The sequence below is a fragment of the Sphingomonas sp. G-3-2-10 genome, from assembly GCF_012927115.1.
In the GTDB taxonomy this organism is placed as follows: Bacteria; Pseudomonadota; Alphaproteobacteria; order Sphingomonadales; family Sphingomonadaceae; genus Sphingomonas.
Window position 1 is genome coordinate 290950 of record NZ_JABBFY010000001.1, and the last position, 18031, is coordinate 308980.

Consider the following 18031-nt stretch of genomic DNA (forward strand, 5'->3'; position numbering starts at 1 on the left):
GCGCGCAAGCGGCGCGGCGGCGGCGCGACTCGGACGAATTCAGTTGGTCGCTTGAACCTTGGTGCTGACATTGGTCCACATGCCGGTGGTGGTGCCGGCAAGTTCGCGCAGCGTGGCGATCATCGCGATGACGACGAGCGCGAGGATGAAGCCATATTCGACCGCGGTCGCCGCACGGCGATCGCGAAACAGCTTTCCAACCAGGCGCACTATTGCTCGCATCGGAGCGGGAACTCCCCCAAAGGTCTCCTGAAAGTAGAGAAAGAGCATTAACGAAGTGTCTAGCGATCGTTCCGATACGGTTTCGAATCCAATGCTGTTCGTCGTCGCGGCGGCGGTGATCGACATGGAAGGGCGGGTGCTCGTCCAGCAGCGTCCGCCCGGCAAGCCGATGGCGGGGCTGTGGGAATTTCCCGGCGGCAAGGTGGAGCCGGGCGAACGGCCCGAGGCCGCGTTGATCCGCGAACTGCACGAGGAACTGGGGATCGACGTGGAGGCGGCGTGCCTGGCGCCCGCGACCTTCGCGAGCGAGGCGCTTGGCGAGCGGCACCTGCTGCTGCTGCTCTATGCGCTGCGCAAGTGGAGGGGCGTGCCCGAAGCGCGGCACGCCAGCGCGCTGAAATGGGTGCGGCCGCTGGAACTCCACCGGCTGGAGATGCCGCCCGCGGACAAGCCGTTGATCGGGTTGCTGGAAGCGCTGGTCTGACTTTAGCCCCTCTCCTTCAGGGAAGGGGCTTATTTTTTCGGCTTCAGTGCATCCGCCAGCGAGGTCGTGCCGCTGCCGCGGCGGGCGGGCTTGGGTTGCGATTCGTCGGGCGCCCAGCCGGTCAGATAGACGATCTCGAAGCGTTCGGGCGTTCGGCCATCCGGGTCGGCCTTTTCGGTAAATTCCTGCACAGCGCGCATCAGCGTGGCGCGGCCCAGGGGGCGGGCATCGGGCAGCAGGTTCGTGGCGGCCATGCCGCGCAGGTCGCGCAGTTCGCTCCAAATACTGGAATAGCGGACCGTAAGCGTTTCCACGTCCGCCACGGGCAGCGCGAAGCCGGCGCGGCTGAGCAGGTCGCCGGCGGCGCGGACGTCGATCTGCGGATGGAAGCGGGCGGCAGGCTCGGCGGCGAGAAAGGCGGCCTTGAGCGTGGCGAGGCTGCCCGCGCCGGCGAATGCGCCGAGGAACAGGCCGTCGGGCCGGAGCGCGCGGCGGATCAGCGCGAGCGCCCCGGGGACGTCGTTGACCGAATCGAGCACACCCGCCGACACGACCAGATCGAAGCTGGCGGGCGGGAAGGGATGCATGTCCTCATCGGCATGGATCGCGCCGGTCGCTTCGGCGAAGCGCTTGCCGGGCTCGAGCCGGGTGATTGTCGCGCCGGGCAAAGTGAAGGTCGCGTCGAAGCTGCCGAGGTCGAGGACGTCGCGGAACTCGCGCTGTACCGCGCTCAGGCGCTCATGGATGCCGTCGAGCATATGGTCGCGCAGGAAGGCGTGGTCGCGATAGGCCGGCGCGGCGCGGTCGCGGCGCTTGTGTCGGCGGGCACGGTCGAAGATTTCGGGCTGGGACATTCGGCGCGCTTGTGCGCCGATGCGGGGTGGGGGACAAGTCCGGGATGCGTCTCGCCGCGCCTCTGCTGAAGATCGCCGATTATGCGCTGCCGCCGCGCTGCCCGGGATGCGGCGAAGTGACCGGGGCGGATCACGGTTTCTGCGCGACTTGCTGGGGCAGCCTGCGGTTCCTGGGGCCGCCCTGGTGCGCGAGTTGCCACCTGCCGTTCGACTATGATCGCGGCGACGGCGCGCAATGCGGGCAATGCATGGCCGATCCGCCGGTGCATGACGGCGTGCGCGCGGCGGTGGCCTATGGCGATGTCGCGCGGCAGGTGGCGCTGCGCCTGAAATATGGCGGGCGGACCGCCTATGCCGAAACGATGGCGCGGGCGATGTCGCGGCTGATGCCCGAGGGCGCGGATCTGCTGGTGCCGGTGCCGCTGCACCGCTGGCGGATCTGGGGGCGGGGCTTCAATCAGGCGGCGATGATCGCGGGCGCGCTATCGCGGAGCAGCGGGGTGGTGGCCGACGTGCACCTGTTGCGGCGTGTGAAGGCGACGCCGGTGCTGCGCGGGCTGGGGCATCGCGGTCGGGCGAAAGCGGTGGCGGGTGCGTTCGCGCTGGCGCCGGACGCGAAGGCGAATCTGGCGGGGCGCACGGTGGTGCTGGTCGACGATGTTCATACCAGTGGCGCGACTTCAGCGGCTTGCGCGGCGCTGCTCAAACGCGGCGGCGCGGCGAAAGTGATCCTTCTGTGCTGGGCGCGCGTTCTGGACGATGCAGTCGATTGACAAGACGCGACCGGCATCACACCTCGGAGGCACGATGGCTAAGGTTGAAATCTACACTCGGGCGTTCTGCGGCTATTGCTCGCGGGCGATGGCGCTGCTCGACAGCAAGGGCGCGGACGTCGAGGAATATGACCTCACGATGGGCGGGCCGAAGCGCGCCGAGATGGTGCAGCGCTCGAACGGGCGGAACACCTTCCCGCAGATCTTCATCGACGGGAAGCATATCGGCGGTTCCGACGATCTCGCCGCGCTGGAGCGCGAGGGCAAGCTGGACGCGTTGCTGAACGCATGAGCAATCGCGCCGCGCTCCTCCAGATGACCAGCGGGATCGATCCCGCCGCCAATGCGCGTACCCTGGTGAAAGCCGTGGGGGATGCGAAGGCGGGCGGCGCGACGATGCTGTTCACGCCGGAAATGTCGGGGCTGCTCGACGGCAAGCGCGATCGGGCGGCGGCTTCGCTGTGGCACGAACATGACGATCCGGTGCTGGCGGCGGTGCGCGACGCGGCTGCGAAGCACGGTATCTGGGTGCATATCGGCAGCCTCGCGATCCTGCGGGAAGAGGGCAAACTGGCCAATCGCGGCTTCGTGATCGACGATGCGGGCGAAATCCGCGCACGCTACGACAAGATGCATCTGTTCGATGTCGACCTGCCGACCGGCGAGAGCTGGCGCGAATCGAACAGCTATGCGCCGGGCGAGCGCGCGGTGACGGTGAAGACGCCGCTGGGCGTGCTGGGCCTCGCCATCTGCTACGATCTGCGCTTTCCGGACCTGTTCCGGAGCCTGAGCAATGCGGGCGCGACCATCCTTGCGCTGCCCGCGGCGTTCACCCGGCCGACTGGGGCGGCGCATTGGCATGTGCTGCTGCGTGCGCGGGCGATCGAGGCGGCGGCGTTCGTGATCGCGTCGGCACAGACGGGCGTGCATGAGGATGGGCGCGCGACCTATGGCCACAGCTTGGTGAGCGATCCGTGGGGCGAATTGCTGCTCGATATGGGTGACCCGGCGGGGCTGGGCTTTGCCGACATCGATCCCAGGCGCGTCGAGGATGCGCGGTCGCGAGTGCCGGTACTCCAGCATCGCCGGGCGATTCCCGAGGTGGAAGCGCTGTGATCGTATTCGATCTCAAATGCGGCGGCGGCCATGTGTTCGAGGCGTGGTTCGGATCGAGCGCGGCTTATGAGGCGCAGCGCAGCGGCGGACTGCTGGCGTGTCCGATGTGCGGCAGCGATGCGATCGAGAAAGCAGTGATGGCGCCGAACGTGGCGGCCAAGGGCAACCAGCGCGCGGAGACGCCGGTTCCGGCTCTGCCGTCGGGCCAGCCGCCCAGCCCCGAAGCGATCAAGACCGCGCTTGCGACGCTGGCCGCGGCGCAGGCCAAGGCGCTGGAAGGCTCGCAATGGGTCGGCAGCAGCTTCGCGACGCGCGCCCGCGCGATGCATGACGGCGACGAGCCGCATGCGCAGATCCACGGCCAGGCGACGCTGGAGCAGGCGAAGGAACTGATCGACGACGGCGTCGCGGTTGCGCCCCTGCCGTTCCCCGTGGTGCCCCCGGAGGCATGCAACTAGCTGTCATTCCGGCTGCGAAATATCGCGGCCGTTCGACGGAAAATGCGTATCAGCACCTGTCGCGAGTCGCCTGAGAGCCGCCGCGAAACGGGCCGCATCACCTTGTGAACATGCGGGAGAGCATCATGCGGCATCGAATTCAGGCGGTCGTTATCGCCGTTGGCGGGCTGTTTCTGGCCAACGCGGCGCAGGCCCAGTGCGTACGGCACATCTATAACAATTCGAACCAGGTCTGGTCGGTCCAGTACACGCCGGGCATCGGCTATGTGCAGTTCACCGACATTGCGTGCGACAACAACACCAACGGCCCGTGCAAGATCGCGCCGCACACCACGGCTACGGTTGAATTCCATTCGAACGCGGGCGGCGTGGTGATCACCGACAACAAGGGCCAGTCGCGCAACTGGAGCTACAGCGCCGACTGGAAGCAGGGCAATTGCCCCTATATCTGGCACAGCGGGCGGACCGGCGCGGTGGCGCTGAACGATCCCGCCAACAGCGACCTGAACATGTGGGGCGCCGACGACTGGGACAGCGACTGAAGCGAGGCGCCGGATGGCGGCGATCGGGTTCGATCCCGGTTGCCGCCGCCCGAACCGCGCTTTATGGGAGGCGCCGCGTGGTTCCGTAGCTCAGCCGGATAGAGCGCCACTTTCCTAAAGTGGGCGTCGGGGGTTCGAGTCCCTCCGGGACCACCACCTACCCCCCGACTCATCTCAGCCTCATATGCGACCAGCCGTTGGCGCAGACATATCGGGGCAACATCGCGGGCCGAAACGGCCCGTGTCGGCGCATCCTCCCCCACAGGGCGCCGGCAACCCACCCCCTCACATCGCTGCGATCTTTTTGGCCCGTGCCGTTGCACGCTTGGTTGAGGCGGCTATCATTTCGAAAAATGTGGGCGTTCCGGAAGATGTGGGGAAAGAAGTGATGCGTCCCAATTCGATCGTGCAGTTCGAACGGCTGTTTCTGGTGCAGTTCGCGATCAACATCGTCGTTCAGGCGCTGACCTGGACTTCCAGCGTCGCGGCGCTGGCGCGGCGGGCCAAGGTCGCCGAGCCGGAGGCAATGCTTTATCTGGCGGTATTCGTCGCCGTCGTGCTGCTGCTGCAACTCGCGCTATGGTATTTCGCGGCGCGGCGGCGGAGCGTGATCGCCAAGTGGATCCTGTCGATCTGGTTCGTGCTCGGCACGGCGCAGCTTGCGCTGCAGACCTTCCAGCTCGGATTCAGCTTCAGCGTGCCGTCGCTGCTGAGCTGGGCCGGTTTCCTGATCTACGCCTGGGCGGTGAGCTATCTGTTCAAGCCCGATGCGGACGAATGGTTCGCGAAGCGCTGATCAGACCGCGGCGAGGACGCATTCGGCGAATTCGGAGCGGCAGATGAGCAGATCGGGGATCGCGCTGCTCTCCTTGTTGTAGATGATCGGGCTGCCGTCGATCCGCGAGACATGGAGACCCGCCGCCAGCGCGACGGCGGCGGGGGCGCAATTGTCCCATTGATGCTGCCCGCCCGAGTGGAGGTAGATTTCCGCTTCGCCGCGGACCACCGCCATCGCCTTGGCGCCGGCCGAACCCATCGTGATCGTCTCCGCGCCGATCATGCCGCAGACATTCGCGCAAAGCTGGCTCGGGCGGGTGCGACTGACCAGCATGCGGGGCGGATTGTGCGCTGGCCTGAGCGGCGGCGGCGCGTCGCTGGAGAGCGTGATGCCGAGCGCGGGAAGGGCAACCGCGCCGATCGCCGGCTCGCCATCGATCGCGAGCGCGACATGGACGGCCCAGTCGTCGCGGCCTTCGCCGAACTCGCGGGTGCCGTCGAGCGGGTCGATGATCCACACGCGGCTCCGGGTGAGGCGGGAGAGATCGTCGGCGGATTCTTCGGAGAGGATCGCTTCGCCCGGGCGCTCGGCGCGCAGGCGGGCGAGGATCAGGTTGTTAGCCTGAAGATCGCCGGCATTGCACAGCGCCTGACCGGAGAGGCCGGATTTCTGGAGCGCGACGAGGAGCTTGCCGGCCTCGGCGGCTATGTCCGCGGCAAGCTCGGCGTCGGTCACAGCACCGGGCTCCACACGCCCATGATCTGCTCGACGATCAGTTCGGCTGCCGCTTCGGGCGAGAGGCTGGTGGTGTCGATGCGGATTTCGGGATTGAGCGGCGCTTCGTACGGGCTGGAGATGCCGGTGAAGTTGGCGATCTCGCCCGCGCGGGCCTTTTTGTAGAGGCCCTTCACGTCGCGGCGCTCGGCTTCGACGAGCGGCGTGTCGATGAAGATTTCGAAGAACTCGCCTTCGGGCAGCATCGAGCGAACCAGTTCGCGTTCGGCGCGGAACGGGCTGATGAAGGCGGTGAGGACGATCAGCCCCGCATCGGTCATCAGCTTCGCGACTTCGCCGACGCGACGGATATTCTCGATCCGGTCGGCATCGGTGAAGCCGAGATCCTTGTTCAGCCCGTGGCGGACATTGTCGCCGTCGAGCAGGAAGCTGTGCTTGCCGAGCGCGTGCAGCCTCTTCTCGACCAGATTGGCGATGGTCGATTTGCCCGAACCCGACAGGCCGGTGAACCACAGGAGCCGGGCGAGCTGGTTCTTCTGGCGGGCATGGGCCTCGCGGTTGATCTCGGTCGCCTGCCAATAGACGTTCTGGGCGCGGCGCAGCGAGAAGTTGAGCATCCCCGCGGCGACGGTGGCGTTGGTGATCTTGTCGATCAGGATGAAGCCACCGAGACCATGCGAGTCCGCATAGGGCTCGAACACAATGCCGCGGTCGGTATAGACTTCGGCGACGCCGATATCGTTGAGGCTGAGCGTCTTCACGCTGAGTTCGGCCATCGTGTTGACGCAGATCGCATGGCGCGGCTGCTGCACCGTCGCGCTGACCATCTGCGTGCCGAGCTTGAGCCAATAGGCGCGGCCGGGGAGCAAATCCTCGCCGTCCATCCACACGATGGTCGCCTGGAACTGGTCGGCGACCTGGGGCGGGGCATCGGCGACCGCGATCACGTCGCCGCGCGAGCAATCGATCTCGTCGGCGAAGGTGAGAGTGACCGACTGGCCCGCACCGGCTTCGGGCAGGTCGCCGTCGAGCGTGACGATGCGCGAGACGGTGGAGGTCTTGCCCGAAGGCAGGACGCGGACCTTGTCGCCGGGCTTCACGGTGCCGCCGGCGATCAGGCCGGAGAAGCCGCGGAAATCGAGGTTCGGGCGATTGACCCATTGCACCGGCATCCGGAACGGCTTGGCGCGATCGGCCTCGACGTCGAGCTCGACGGTTTCGAGATGGTCCATCAGCGCCGGCCCGGCGAACCACGGCGTGTTTTCCGACAGGGCGGTGATGTTGTCGCCCTTGAAGCCCGAGATCGGGATCGCGGTGAAGGCGGTGATGCCGATCGAGGCGGCGAACTCGCGATAGTCGGCGACGATCGCGTCGAACTTCGCCTGATCATAGCCGACCAGATCCATCTTGTTCACGGCGAGCACGATGTGCCGGATGCCGATAAGGTGCGCGAGATAGGAGTGGCGGCGGGTCTGGGTGAGGACACCCTTGCGCGCGTCGATCAGGATCACCGCGAGATCGGCGGTGGAAGCCCCGGTGACCATGTTGCGGGTATATTGCTCGTGCCCGGGCGTGTCGGCGACGATGAATTTGCGTTTCTCGGTCGCGAAGAAGCGATAGGCGACGTCGATGGTAATGCCCTGTTCGCGCTCGGCGGCGAGGCCGTCGACGAGGAGCGCGAAGTCGATCTCCTGACCCTGGGTGCCGACGCGCTTGCTGTCGGATTCGAGCGCAGCCAGCTGGTCCTCGAAGATCATCTTGCTGTCGTAGAGCAGGCGGCCGATCAGCGTGGACTTGCCGTCATCGACCGATCCGCAGGTGATGAAGCGGAGCAGCGACTTGTTCTGGTGCTGGTCGAGATAGGCCGAGATGTCGGACGCGATCAGCGCATCGGGGCGGTAGGAGGTCATCAGAAATACCCCTCCTGCTTCTTCTTCTCCATGCTCGCGGCCTGATCGTGGTCGATGGCGCGGCCCTGGCGTTCGGAGGTGGTGGTGAGCAGCATTTCCTGGATGACTTCGCTGAGCGTCGCGGCCTCGCTCTCGACTGCGCCGGTCAGCGGGTAGCAGCCCAGCGTGCGGAAGCGGATCGAGCGTTCGACGGGCACTTCGCCCTCGCGCAGCGGGAAGCGATCGTCGTCGACCATCAGGATCAGCCCGTCGCGGACCACCGTCGGGCGGGGTGCCGCGAAATAGAGCGGGACGATCTCGATCCCTTCGGCAAGGATGTATTGCCAGATGTCGAGTTCGGTCCAGTTGCTGATCGGGAAGACGCGGATGCTTTCGCCCTTCGCCTTCCGGGCATTGTAGAGGTTCCACAGTTCGGGACGCTGGTTCTTGGGGTCCCAGCGGTGATTGGCGCTGCGGAAGCTGAACACGCGTTCCTTGGCGCGGCTCTTCTCCTCATCGCGGCGGGCGCCGCCGAACGCGGCGTCGAAGCCATATTTGTCGAGCGCCTGCTTCAGTCCTTCGGTCTTCCACATATCGGTGTGGAGGCCGCCATGATCGAACGGATTGATGCCGCGTGCCATCGCTTCGGGATTGTGGTGGACCAGCAGGTCCATGCCCGCATCCGCCGCGGCCTTGTCGCGCAGATCGTACATCGCGCGGAATTTCCACGTCGTGTCGACATGGAGGAGCGGGAAAGGCGGGGGCGAAGGGTAGAAGGCCTTCTTCGCCAGGTGAAGCATCACCGCCGAATCCTTGCCCACCGAATAGAGCATCACGGGATTTTCGGCCTCCGCGACAACTTCGCGCAGGATGTGGATCGATTCCGCCTCGAGGCGTTGCAGGTGGGTCAGCGACATTGCGGGTCAGGTAATGTCACATGCCCCGCAACCGCACTCGTTTTTTGTTGGCCCCGCTACAGACAGTCTATCGGACCGCTTATTTGCCGTAATGCGCGCGATACCATTTGACGAAGGCGAACACGCCCTCGCGCACCGTCGTGCCCGGGATGTAGCCGGTGAGCGCCTTGAGCAGCGACGGATCGGCGGAGGTGGCGGGCACGTCGCCGGCCTGCATCTCCATCATGTTGAGCCGCGCCTTGATGCCCAGCGCTTCCTCCATCGTCTCGATGAATTCCATCAGCGGCGTCGGCTGGCCGCCCGCGATGTTGACCACGCGATAGGGGGCAACGGGCGAGAGGCTGTCGATGCCCGCCACGCGGTTGCTCTCGTTCGGCACGACATCGGCGAGGCGGGTGATCGCTTCGACCAGATCGGAGACATAAGTGAAGTCGCGCGCCATCTTGCCGTGGCCATAGACGTCGATCGGCTCGCCCTTGAGCGTGGCCGAGACGAACTTGAACAGCGCCATATCGGGCCGGCCATAGGGGCCATAGACGGTGAAGAAGCGGAACGCCGTGGTCGGCACACCGAACAGGTGCGAATAGCTGTGGGCCATTCCCTCCATACTCTTCTTGGTGGCGGCGTAGAGGCTCATCTGGGTGTCGGTCCGCTGGTTCTCGCCGAAGGGCATGTCCTCGTTCGCGCCATAGACCGACGAAGTGGAGGCGAGCATCAGATGCTTCGGCTGGATGCGGCGCGCGAGTTCGAGCACGTTGAACGAGCCGACGAGATTGCTGTCGACATAGGTGCGCGGCGCTTCGATCGAATAGCGCACGCCCGCCTGTGCGGCGAGATGGACGATGATGTCGGGTTCGGCGAGGTCCGCGGCGCGATCGAGCGCGGAGGCATCCTCCAGCATCCCCTTCACGAACCGGAAGTTCTGGCTCTCCGACAGCGAGGCGATGCGGGCTTCCTTGAGGCGGACATCGTAATAGTCGGTCACGCCATCGAAGCCGGTGACCTGATGGCCGTCGGCGAGCAGGCGCTTCGCGAGGTGGAAGCCGATGAAGCCGGCGGTGCCGGTGATCAGAAAGCGCATGAATAACCCCTCATCGCGGCGCCTGCGGCCGCTTCCCGCGAGGTCCCGACTACATGCTGCGATTGCGAAGGGTCAACCTCAGCGGAGTTCGGGCAGGCTGTTCCCGGCCATGAATTCGGGGCGCGGCGACTGGCCGGCGGCCTTCATCGCGGCGATGCGGGCGATCTCGCCATTGACGATCTCGATCCGGTCGCCGGGATCGGGATGGGTCGGTGCGTCGAGGAAGCCGAGCGGATTGGCCTTGCGGTGGCGCTCCCAGAAAGTGACGATCGCGCGCGGATCGTAACCGGCGCGATCCATCAGATAGACGCTGAGCCGGTCGGCCTCGATCTCGGTCTGCCGCACCAGCCGCGCGCTGCGGCCGAACTGGCCCAGCATCCCGCGACGGATGCCCATCGCGTCGAGGCGCTCGCGGTGGCGCAGGATGTTGTGCGCCATTTCATGCGCGATGACCGTTGCGATCTGTTCCTCGCTGCCCGCGAAGGTCATCATGCCGGTGCTGATCTCGACATAGGTGCCGTCCGCGCGCGAGCCGATGCTTGTGCTGACCACCGTCTGGAAATGGCTGGCGCAGCCGGACGGAGCCGGGATGCGCAGCGTCAGGGTCTGGGAGCCGCGCCGGATGCCGAGATCGATCGTCTGGTCCGCAGCAGCGCGTTCGAGCTGGACGAGCAGTGCGGCCATGCGGTCATAAGATTTGCGCGCGCCGGGTTTGGCGGCGGGCAGGGGCGCGCCGTCGATGGTCAGCACCGCATCGTCGGCGCGCAGCCCGGCCGTCGCGGCGGGGCTGGCGGGAGCGACGGCGAGGATCTGCGGCGCATCGGTGAAGCCGAACGCGGTACGGGCATCGTCCTGCTCGGCGCGGGCATATTGCGACAGGTCATGGAGCGTGAAGCCGGCAAGCGGGACCTGGCGCGCGCACAGGTCGCCGCCGCCCATCGCGAGCCGGTAACCAATTCCGGTAAGAAGCTGATCGAAGCGTTGCTGGGCGCGAAGTCCCTCGGGATCGGCCGATGCCGGAGACGAATCGAGTGCGGTTGCGAAAAGAATCGCCGCTAAAATCAGAGCCCGGCGCTGGATTTTGGCTCGCATCGCGACGGATTAGGCGCTGTATGGAGGGGCGGCAAGCGTCCAATGGCGACAGGCATGTCTCTGCACCGCCGCGACATTTTTGCCGCAATGCAAAAACTTTTTAACGATTGGCGTGTTTAGGTTGACCAGAACCGGCCAATATGGAATGACTCAGGCTGCGGATTAGAGTTGTAGAGGGAGTAGACAATATGGGGATTGTACGTAGCAGCGTCGCCGCAATGGGCGCGATTGCACTGATTTCCGCTTCGGCAGCCGGTGCTGCTGTCCGTCCTTCGGACTCCCTCGTCTCGGCCAGTTCGGTTGCGAAGACCGCACCGGTGCAGGGCCGCCAGGGCGCCCAGCTCGAAGATGCGAACGAACTTACTCCGACCGCATGGCTGCTGATCCTGCTCGGCCTCGGCACCGCAGGCTTCGCTCTGCACCAGGCGCTTACCGAAAGCCCGTAAGCCCGGTCCGCGAGACGGTTTTCAAAAGGGCCGCGCTTGTACCTCAAGCGCGGCCCTTTTTGTAATTTGTGCTGGTTATCCGGCCACTTGCGTAGCATGACTCCAGCGACTTGAAGGGGGCGATGTGAGCGAGAGCGAAGTGAATCAGCCGGCTGCGGCTGCGCCTGCCGGAGCCTTGCCGACGGTCTCGGCCCTCTTCCGTCCGACGGTATTGCTTCCTCTGCTCCTGTTGATCGCGGCCTTCCTGTTCGGGGGCGCCGCAGCCGGACAGCCGCTGCGCGATCTTGCGGTCGGGCTGGTGGCGGTCGTGGTGCTGGGGCTTGCCGCCGCAGGCTGGATCGGCCGACCATTTTCCCCGTCCGCACGAGTGCCGCTGATCCTGATCGGCCTGCTGGGCCTGTTGTTCGTCGCGCAACTGGTGCCGCTGCCCGCCGGGCTATGGTCTTCGCTCGCCGGGCGTGACCTTTCGGCGAGCGTGCTCGCGCTGATCGGCGCACCGGTCGGGCCGCGGCCCTTGTCGGTCGATCCCGAACTGACGGTGCTCGCCGCGCTGGCGGTGCTGCCAGGCGTGGCGATGGCGGTGGCGGTGATGCGGATGAGCGCATCGCAGCGGCTGGTGCTGGTCTGGGCCACGATCGCTCTGGCGCTGGCCAGCCTGGTGTTCGGCGTGCTGCAGGCGAGTTTCGGCGCGCAGGCCGGGACGATCACCCTTTACACCAACGCCCATACCGGACTGCCTATCGGGGTGTTCGCCAACACCAATCATCAGGCCGACCTGCTGGTGATCGGCTTCGTACTGGCCGGGATGTTCGCCCCCCCGATCCGCGATGCAATGGCGCGCCGGCGGTTCGATCGATCGATGTGGCTCTACGGCCTGATGGTGGTCTTTGCAGCGGGCGTCGTTGCCTGCGGATCGCGATCCGGCATCGCGCTTATGGGGCTGGGGCTGGTCGCGATCGTCCTGCGCGAGCGGCTGGCGGGACATGTCCGCACGCTGGCGATCGGCGGGATCGGGCTGGTAGTGGCCCTGGGGCTGCTGGTCGCGTTCAATCCGATCTTCGCGCGCGCTTTTGCCGATTTCTCGAACACCGATGACGGACGTTTCCATTTCTGGCCCAACGTCGTTTACGCGATCGAACATTTCGGCTGGACCGGAACCGGGGCGGGAAGCTTCGACGGGGTTTATCGCTCCGTCGAGACGCTCGACACGCTGTCGCAGCGCTACCTCAACCATGCGCATAACGATTATCTCGAGCTGATGCTGGAGATGGGCGTGCCCGGCGCGCTCCTGCTGATCGCGTTCATGGGCGTGCTCGTGTGGCGGGTCATCCGGCGGCCCACGACGGGCGTGGAGGGCTGGCTTGCCTATGCGGGCCTGAGCTGCAGCGGTCTGCTGCTGCTCCATTCGATGGTGGATTATCCGCTGCGCACGCCGTTGCTGAGCGTGGTGTTCGGCCTGTGCTGCGCGCTGCTGATCGATCCGCCGGCGCGGGGCGAGCAGCCGGCGGCGGCGAGCGGCGCGCTGCGCTGGGTGCGTCGCGGCGCGGTCGTGATCGCGGCGGCCGGGCTTGGCTATGTCACTGTCCTCTATGGCCTGACGGCATCGGCGATCGAGGCGGGCGACGCGAAGACGGCGCTCCGGATCCGGCCGAACTCGGCCGAGGCGCTGTCGATCGCGGCCGAGCAGGCGCTGGGCCGCGACGATGTTCGTTCGGCCGAACGCTATGCGCGCGCGTCGCTCGCGATCACGCCGCGCGACGTTCGCGCGCTGCGGGTGCTGGGGATCGTCGTCACGCTGTCCGGGCAGACCCAGCTGGGCGGGCAATTGCTGCTGAGCGCGGGGTCGCTGAGCTGGCGCGACGAGATCACCCAGGTGTGGCTGATCCGCGCGGCGCTGTCCGAGCGGAATTTCGTCACCGCTTCGCAGCGGATCGACGCGCTGTTGCGCAGCCGCCAGCTGTTCGACGAGATGCTGCGGCTGGTGCACGATATGGCGCGGACTGCCGAGGCACGACCCGAGCTGGCCGCGCGTCTGGCCGACGAGCCCTTGTGGCGGCGCGAATTCTTCGGCGACATGAAGGCGATCGCACCGGAATCCGAAGCGGGGCACCTGCTGCTGATCGAAGCGCTGATCCAGCATGAGGGCGGGGCGCGGCGCAGCGAAGTGGCGCCGTTCGTCGAGCATCTGATCAAGCGCGGGCAGTTGGGCGCAGCCCGGCGGTTGTGGCTGGCGACGCGCGGTCCGGGCGCGGAAACTGTGGCGGGCGGAATCTTCGATGGCGATTTCACCCAGGATCCGCTGGCTGAGGACCAGCAGCCGCGTTACCCGTTCGAGTGGCAGTTCGATGCAGGAAGCGGCGGCAATGCCGCGCTGGGCGCCGCGCCGCTGCTGGTGGGCGAGGATGCGATGTTCGTGCAGGCGAGCGCACCCAATGTCCGGCTGGCGCGACAGTTGATCCTGCTCCCCGCAGGCGCGCGCCAGCTGCGCTATGACGTGGTCGACAGCGAGGGTGGGGCGCCCGATCAGTTCCGCTGGCGTATCCTGTGCATCAACGGCACCGAGCTGAAGCTGGGGCCGGTGCGTCGGGAGACGAGCGGGCAGAAGCGGACCTCGGTTCAGGATTTCGCCGTTCCCGCCAACTGCCCCGCCATGTATGTCGAGCTATATTCGCGCGCCGGTGTGAGCAGTTCGCCGGTGGAGGCATGGTTCGATCATGTTGTCGTCCAGTGATCAGCAGTTGGATTTTCGGGACGGACTTTGCTGCGCTGCGGAATGAGTGTCTTGTTGCTGAAACAAGCAGCTATAGAATGAACGTTCATGTGAGCGAGTCGGGCGGGCAGGGGGAGCAATGAACGCCGAGTTTGGCATACCCATTGCCGATGACGATCCCGCGCTCATCGCAGCCGGGAAGCGCCGCCTGTCGCGCAGGGCGGTTCGCATCCGGCTTCATGCCAGCCTCGTCGCGCTCGATGTCATCGCCATCTTCGCCAGCCTGTTGTTCGCATCGTTCGTCTATCCGGTGGGCGTGGGCGAGGCGATCACGATCGCCCTCGCGCTGATCCCGATCTATGTGCTGAGCGCGTTCGGTTCGCGTTCCTATTCGACCGAGGCCATCGCCAGCGCGCCACTGGGCGTGACACGTAGCCTTCAGTCGCTCGTCGTCGCGACGGCGGCTGTGATCTTCATCGCTTTCTACCTCAAGGCCAGCGCCGACATCTCGCGCGTGATCTTCGCGATCGGCTTTATCGGCAGCGCGATCACGCTGGCCTCGGGACGCTATTTCTTCGCCAAACATGCGCGGTCGATGCTGGGCGAAAGCCCGTTCATGATCGTGCTGATCAGCGATGGCACGGTCAGCGTCTCGCCCGAGGAATATTCGGCGATCCTGCCCGCCTCGAGCTTCGATCCCGAAGCGCACGATCCCCAGATGTACGACCGGCTGGCGCGGGCGCTGCGCACCGCGGATCGCGTCGTGGTGGGTTGCGCGCCCGAGCATCGCCTGGCCTGGGCGCATGCGCTGAAGGGATCGAACGTGCAGGCCGAGATTCTCGCGCCCGAGCTTCATTCGATCAAGCCGATGACCGTAGCGCGTTTCGCGGGCACGCCCACTTTGGTGGTGTCGCGCGGGCCGCTGAACCTGCCGAGCCGCATCCTGAAGCGCGCCTTCGATATCGGCGTGGCAGGCGTCTCTCTGGTCCTGATCCTGCCGGTCATCCTGATCTCGGCATTGCTGATCAAGCTGGAGAGCCGCGGTCCGGTGTTCTTCGTCCAGATCCGCATCGGCCGCGCGAACGAGCTGTTCCGGATGTACAAGTTCCGCTCGATGCGGACCGACCTGACCGATCACAGCGGCGATACGCTGACTGCGCGGGGCGTCGACCCGCGGGTGACGCGGGTGGGCAAGTGGCTGCGCAAGACGAGCATCGACGAGCTGCCGCAGCTGATCAACGTGCTGAAGGGCGAGATGAGCATCGTCGGCCCGCGCCCGCACGCGCTGGGCGCGCGGGCGGCGGACAAGCTCTATTGGGAAGTCGACGGGCGCTACTGGCATCGCCATGCCGCGAAGCCGGGGCTGACGGGGCTTGCCCAGGTGCGCGGCTATCGCGGCAACACCGAGGAAGAGCACGACCTGACCAACCGGTTGCAGTCGGACCTCGAATATCTCGAGCGCTGGTCGCTGTGGAAGGACATGATGATCATCGCGATGACCTTCCGGGTGCTGCTGCACAAGAATGCGTTCTGATCGCGGTGCCGATGCAGGCCGGTGAGGGCCGCCGGGATGGGGCGGCATGACGATCGAGGGTGCGCGGCCTCGCGCGACATTGGCGAATGTCGAGATATTGCGCTTCGTGGCGGCATTCCTGGTGCTGGTCGAACATCTGCTTCACGCGTTCGAGCGCGGCTATGTCCATACCGGAGCGCTGCATTCGCCGGTGCCGGTGCTGTGGCGATCGGGTGTCGATATCTTCTTCGTAATCAGCGGCTTCATCATGCTGCACGTCAGCGGCAACAGCTTCGGCAGCACGGCTTCCGCGAAGGATTTCATCGTTCGCCGGATCATCCGTGTTGTGCCGATGTACTGGCTGTTCACGTCGCTGATGGTGGCTGCGGCGCTGGCCCTGCCCGGGCGGGTGAACAACGCCGCGCTCGATCCGGCGCATGTCGGCCTGTCCTATCTGTTCATCCCGTGGCCGCGCCCTGACGGGCAACTGCTCCCGCCGCTGGGGCCGGGCTGGACGCTCAATTTCGAGATGTTCTTCTACGCGGTCTTCGCGATCGGGCTTTGCTTTCGCAGGACCGCGGGACTGGCGCTGATCGGCGGCATCTTTGCCCTGGCGATCCTGCTGGGGAGAGTCTTCGGGCTTGGGCTCGGGCCGTTCGTCTTCTGGACGCAGCCGATCATCATCGAATTCCTGTTCGGAATCGGGCTCGCGGCGCTCTTCGGTCGGGGCATCCGGCTGGGTGCGCTGGCGCGGATCGGGCTGATCGCCGCCGGTGTGGTGCTGGGCGGCTATGCCGAGCTGCAAGATTTCTCGTTCGGAACGCGCTGGCTATGGGCGGGTGTTCCTTCGCTGATGATCGCCGCCGGCGTGATACTCGGGCCGGAATTGCCGGACAGCCGCCTTCGGCGCTGGCTGATCGTCGGCGGCGGGGCCTCCTACGCCCTGTATCTGTCCCATCTCTTCTCGCTCAAGGCGATGGGCATCGTGTGGCAGAAGATCGGAATCCAGTCCTCGCTTGGCTTCCTGATCGTGGCGGGTACGGCGGCGGTCCTAGGGGCGGTGCTCGTGCATCTCTATGTCGAAACGCCGATGATCCGCGTGGCGCGACGGCTGCTTACTCGCGGTCAGCGCGACGCGAGCACTTCGCCGTAAATCGACAGCAGTCCGCTCAGGTGCCGCTCCATATCGGTCGGCGCGGACCAATAGCCGTCATAGCCGGCGTGTCCCATTCGGCGGACCAGATCGTCATCGGCCAGCATGGCGAGCTTGCGGGCGAGATCGTCGGCATCGCCATTCGCGAAGATCAGCCCGGTCTCGCCATCGCGGACGGCGCTGGCGGGGGCGGTGCCCGAGCTGACCACGACCGGCACGCCATTGGCCAGGGCTTCGGGCACGACCATGCCCTGCGTTTCGCGCCAGGTCGCCGGGAGGACCACGGCGCGGGCGTTGCGCAGCCGGGCCGTCACACCCGCGCGATCGAGCCAGCCGGTTACGGTCGCCTGCGGGCAGCGTGCCAGCACTTCGCCGGCAAGCTCGCCTTCGCCCACGAACACCGGCGCAAGGCCCTGTGACGCGGCGGCTTCGGCAAGGATCAGCGTACCCTTTTCGCGCGAGAGACGGCCGATGAAGAGGATGTCGGCATTGGCGGCGGGATTTGCAGGCCCGGCATCGGTCACGTCGATCGGATTGGCCAGCACGGTCAACGGACTGCCCGTGGGCAGCAACGGGCGATAGATGCCGGCGGCATAATCCGTCACCGAAACCAGCCGGTCGACGATGCGCGGCGCGCGGGCGACCTGCTCGAGCGACAGCTGGCGCGCGATCCGCCAGATCTTGTGGAGGCGGCTGCGGGAATCGCAGTTCCGCATCAGGCAGGCGGAGGTCATGGGCCGTAGCTCGCACGGCCTGCCGGTGGGGAAATCGTGCAGCCCGGCATTGGGGCAGACGAAGCCATAATCGTGCAGCGTCGCGACGATGGGAACCCCGGCCTTGTGCGCGGCGGCGAAGACGCTGGGGGAGAGGCCCTTGCTCCAGCTGTGGATGTGCACGATCGTGCCTGGGCGGGGGAGGCGAGCGAGCAGCGTCGCGAGGCGTCGTTCGGCATCGCGGTTCCACAAGGCGCGGAATGCAGCCTTGCCGCGCACGCTCTCGTCGCCGATCTCGTCGGTCTCGACCAGTTCGACCTGCACGCCGGCGGCGGTGAGCTCATCCCAAATCGCCGTGCCGCCGGCGAACAGCGTCACCGCGACCCCCGCGCGTGAGAGCGCGGCCGCGGACTGGAGCGCGACTGCCGAGGCGCCGCCCTTGGGTACGGCGCGATCGTTGACGATGACGACGTGGTGGAGGGTCGGTGGAAGGGGCGCCGGTGGTCGCGTCTGCATTCGGGAAGCGGCCTTTGGCGACAGGAGGGCGACCGTAAC

Annotated in this window: 19 protein-coding genes and 1 tRNA gene; 12 read left to right on the forward strand and 8 right to left on the reverse strand. The window is 66.3% G+C overall.

Annotated elements, in window-relative coordinates:
• Window positions 1-39: 39 nt before the first annotated feature.
• Entirely contained in the window at window positions 40-210 is a 171-nt protein-coding gene (locus tag HHL13_RS01455) for a Flp family type IVb pilin (protein WP_346775457.1), read from the reverse strand.
• A gap of 103 nt (window positions 211-313) precedes the next feature.
• Between HHL13_RS01455 and HHL13_RS01460 the strand changes: the two genes are divergently transcribed.
• On the forward strand, window positions 314-706 hold the full coding sequence (locus HHL13_RS01460; RefSeq protein WP_169554005.1) for a (deoxy)nucleoside triphosphate pyrophosphohydrolase: 393 nt from the start codon (window positions 314-316) through the stop codon (window positions 704-706).
• A 29-nt stretch (window positions 707-735) separates the two neighbouring features.
• On the opposite strand, the gene HHL13_RS01465 is transcribed toward HHL13_RS01460, so the two are convergent.
• Window positions 736-1560: a methyltransferase domain-containing protein gene (locus HHL13_RS01465; RefSeq protein ID WP_169554006.1), complete on the reverse strand. Its 825-nt coding sequence runs from the start codon at window positions 1558-1560 to the stop codon at window positions 736-738.
• A 44-nt stretch (window positions 1561-1604) separates the two neighbouring features.
• Here HHL13_RS01465 and HHL13_RS01470 point away from each other — a divergent pair, with 44 nt between their 5' ends.
• The 7 genes from HHL13_RS01470 (at window position 1605) to HHL13_RS01500 (ending at window position 5245) form a co-directional block, all read left to right on the forward strand.
• Window positions 1605-2333, forward strand: a complete 729-nt coding sequence (locus HHL13_RS01470) for a ComF family protein (RefSeq protein WP_169554007.1) — start codon at window positions 1605-1607, stop codon at window positions 2331-2333.
• 34 nt (window positions 2334-2367) lie between these two features.
• Window positions 2368-2625 (forward strand): glutaredoxin 3, encoded by a 258-nt coding sequence (gene grxC / locus HHL13_RS01475; protein ID WP_169554008.1) that lies wholly within the window; start codon window positions 2368-2370, stop codon window positions 2623-2625.
• Window positions 2622-3449, forward strand: a complete 828-nt coding sequence (locus HHL13_RS01480; protein ID WP_169554009.1) for a carbon-nitrogen hydrolase family protein — start codon at window positions 2622-2624, stop codon at window positions 3447-3449. The genes grxC and HHL13_RS01480 overlap by 4 nt, the downstream gene beginning before the upstream one ends.
• Window positions 3446-3907, forward strand: a complete 462-nt coding sequence (locus HHL13_RS01485) for a DUF1178 family protein (RefSeq protein WP_169554010.1) — start codon at window positions 3446-3448, stop codon at window positions 3905-3907. The genes HHL13_RS01480 and HHL13_RS01485 overlap by 4 nt, the downstream gene beginning before the upstream one ends.
• A 125-nt stretch (window positions 3908-4032) precedes the next feature.
• The gene (locus HHL13_RS01490; RefSeq protein WP_169554011.1) at window positions 4033-4449 is read left to right on the forward strand and encodes a hypothetical protein; all 417 of its coding nucleotides are present in this window, start codon (window positions 4033-4035) and stop codon (window positions 4447-4449) included.
• Between the two features lie 79 nt (window positions 4450-4528).
• Window positions 4529-4605 (forward strand) — tRNA-Arg (locus HHL13_RS01495).
• Between the two features lie 232 nt (window positions 4606-4837).
• Complete coding sequence (locus HHL13_RS01500) at window positions 4838-5245, forward strand: hypothetical protein (protein ID WP_169554012.1); 408 nt, start codon at window positions 4838-4840, stop codon at window positions 5243-5245.
• Here the strand turns inward: HHL13_RS01500 and HHL13_RS01505 are convergent, their stop codons facing one another.
• The 5 genes from HHL13_RS01505 to HHL13_RS01525 all read right to left on the reverse strand — a co-directional run bounded on the left by HHL13_RS01505 (window position 5246) and on the right by HHL13_RS01525 (window position 10941).
• The gene (locus HHL13_RS01505; RefSeq protein ID WP_169554013.1) at window positions 5246-5962 is read right to left on the reverse strand and encodes a 3'(2'),5'-bisphosphate nucleotidase CysQ; all 717 of its coding nucleotides are present in this window, start codon (window positions 5960-5962) and stop codon (window positions 5246-5248) included. It abuts the gene before it with no gap.
• Complete coding sequence (cysN, locus tag HHL13_RS01510; RefSeq protein WP_169554014.1) at window positions 5959-7872, reverse strand: sulfate adenylyltransferase subunit CysN; 1914 nt, start codon at window positions 7870-7872, stop codon at window positions 5959-5961. The genes HHL13_RS01505 and cysN overlap by 4 nt, the downstream gene beginning before the upstream one ends.
• Window positions 7872-8768 carry a sulfate adenylyltransferase subunit CysD gene (gene cysD, locus HHL13_RS01515; protein ID WP_169554015.1) on the reverse strand — a complete coding sequence of 299 codons (897 nt, stop codon included), beginning with the start codon at window positions 8766-8768 and terminating at the stop codon, window positions 7872-7874. The genes cysN and cysD overlap by 1 nt, the downstream gene beginning before the upstream one ends.
• Window positions 8769-8847: 79 nt before the next feature.
• Entirely contained in the window at window positions 8848-9849 is a 1002-nt protein-coding gene (locus HHL13_RS01520) for an NAD-dependent epimerase (RefSeq protein ID WP_169554016.1), read from the reverse strand.
• Between the two features lie 78 nt (window positions 9850-9927).
• A complete protein-coding gene (locus HHL13_RS01525) occupies window positions 9928-10941 on the reverse strand; it encodes a M48 family metallopeptidase (RefSeq protein WP_169554017.1) in 1014 nt (337 codons plus the stop codon).
• A gap of 188 nt (window positions 10942-11129) precedes the next feature.
• Between HHL13_RS01525 and HHL13_RS01530 the strand changes: the two genes are divergently transcribed.
• The 4 genes from HHL13_RS01530 to HHL13_RS01545 all read left to right on the forward strand — a co-directional run bounded on the left by HHL13_RS01530 (window position 11130) and on the right by HHL13_RS01545 (window position 16763).
• A complete protein-coding gene (locus HHL13_RS01530; RefSeq protein WP_169554018.1) occupies window positions 11130-11387 on the forward strand; it encodes a hypothetical protein in 258 nt (85 codons plus the stop codon).
• A 211-nt stretch (window positions 11388-11598) separates the two neighbouring features.
• Window positions 11599-14118: an O-antigen ligase family protein gene (locus HHL13_RS01535; RefSeq protein WP_169554019.1), complete on the forward strand. Its 2520-nt coding sequence runs from the start codon at window positions 11599-11601 to the stop codon at window positions 14116-14118.
• 118 nt (window positions 14119-14236) lie between these two features.
• Window positions 14237-15631: an exopolysaccharide biosynthesis polyprenyl glycosylphosphotransferase gene (locus HHL13_RS01540; protein WP_169554020.1), complete on the forward strand. Its 1395-nt coding sequence runs from the start codon at window positions 14237-14239 to the stop codon at window positions 15629-15631.
• A gap of 46 nt (window positions 15632-15677) precedes the next feature.
• Window positions 15678-16763 carry an acyltransferase gene (locus HHL13_RS01545; RefSeq protein WP_169554021.1) on the forward strand — a complete coding sequence of 362 codons (1086 nt, stop codon included), beginning with the start codon at window positions 15678-15680 and terminating at the stop codon, window positions 16761-16763.
• Here HHL13_RS01545 and HHL13_RS01550 read toward each other — a convergent pair.
• On the reverse strand, window positions 16736-17992 hold the full coding sequence (locus tag HHL13_RS01550; RefSeq protein WP_169554022.1) for a glycosyltransferase: 1257 nt from the start codon (window positions 17990-17992) through the stop codon (window positions 16736-16738). The two genes, HHL13_RS01545 and HHL13_RS01550, sit on opposite strands and share 28 nt — an antisense overlap.
• Between the last annotated feature and the right edge of the window lie 39 nt (window positions 17993-18031).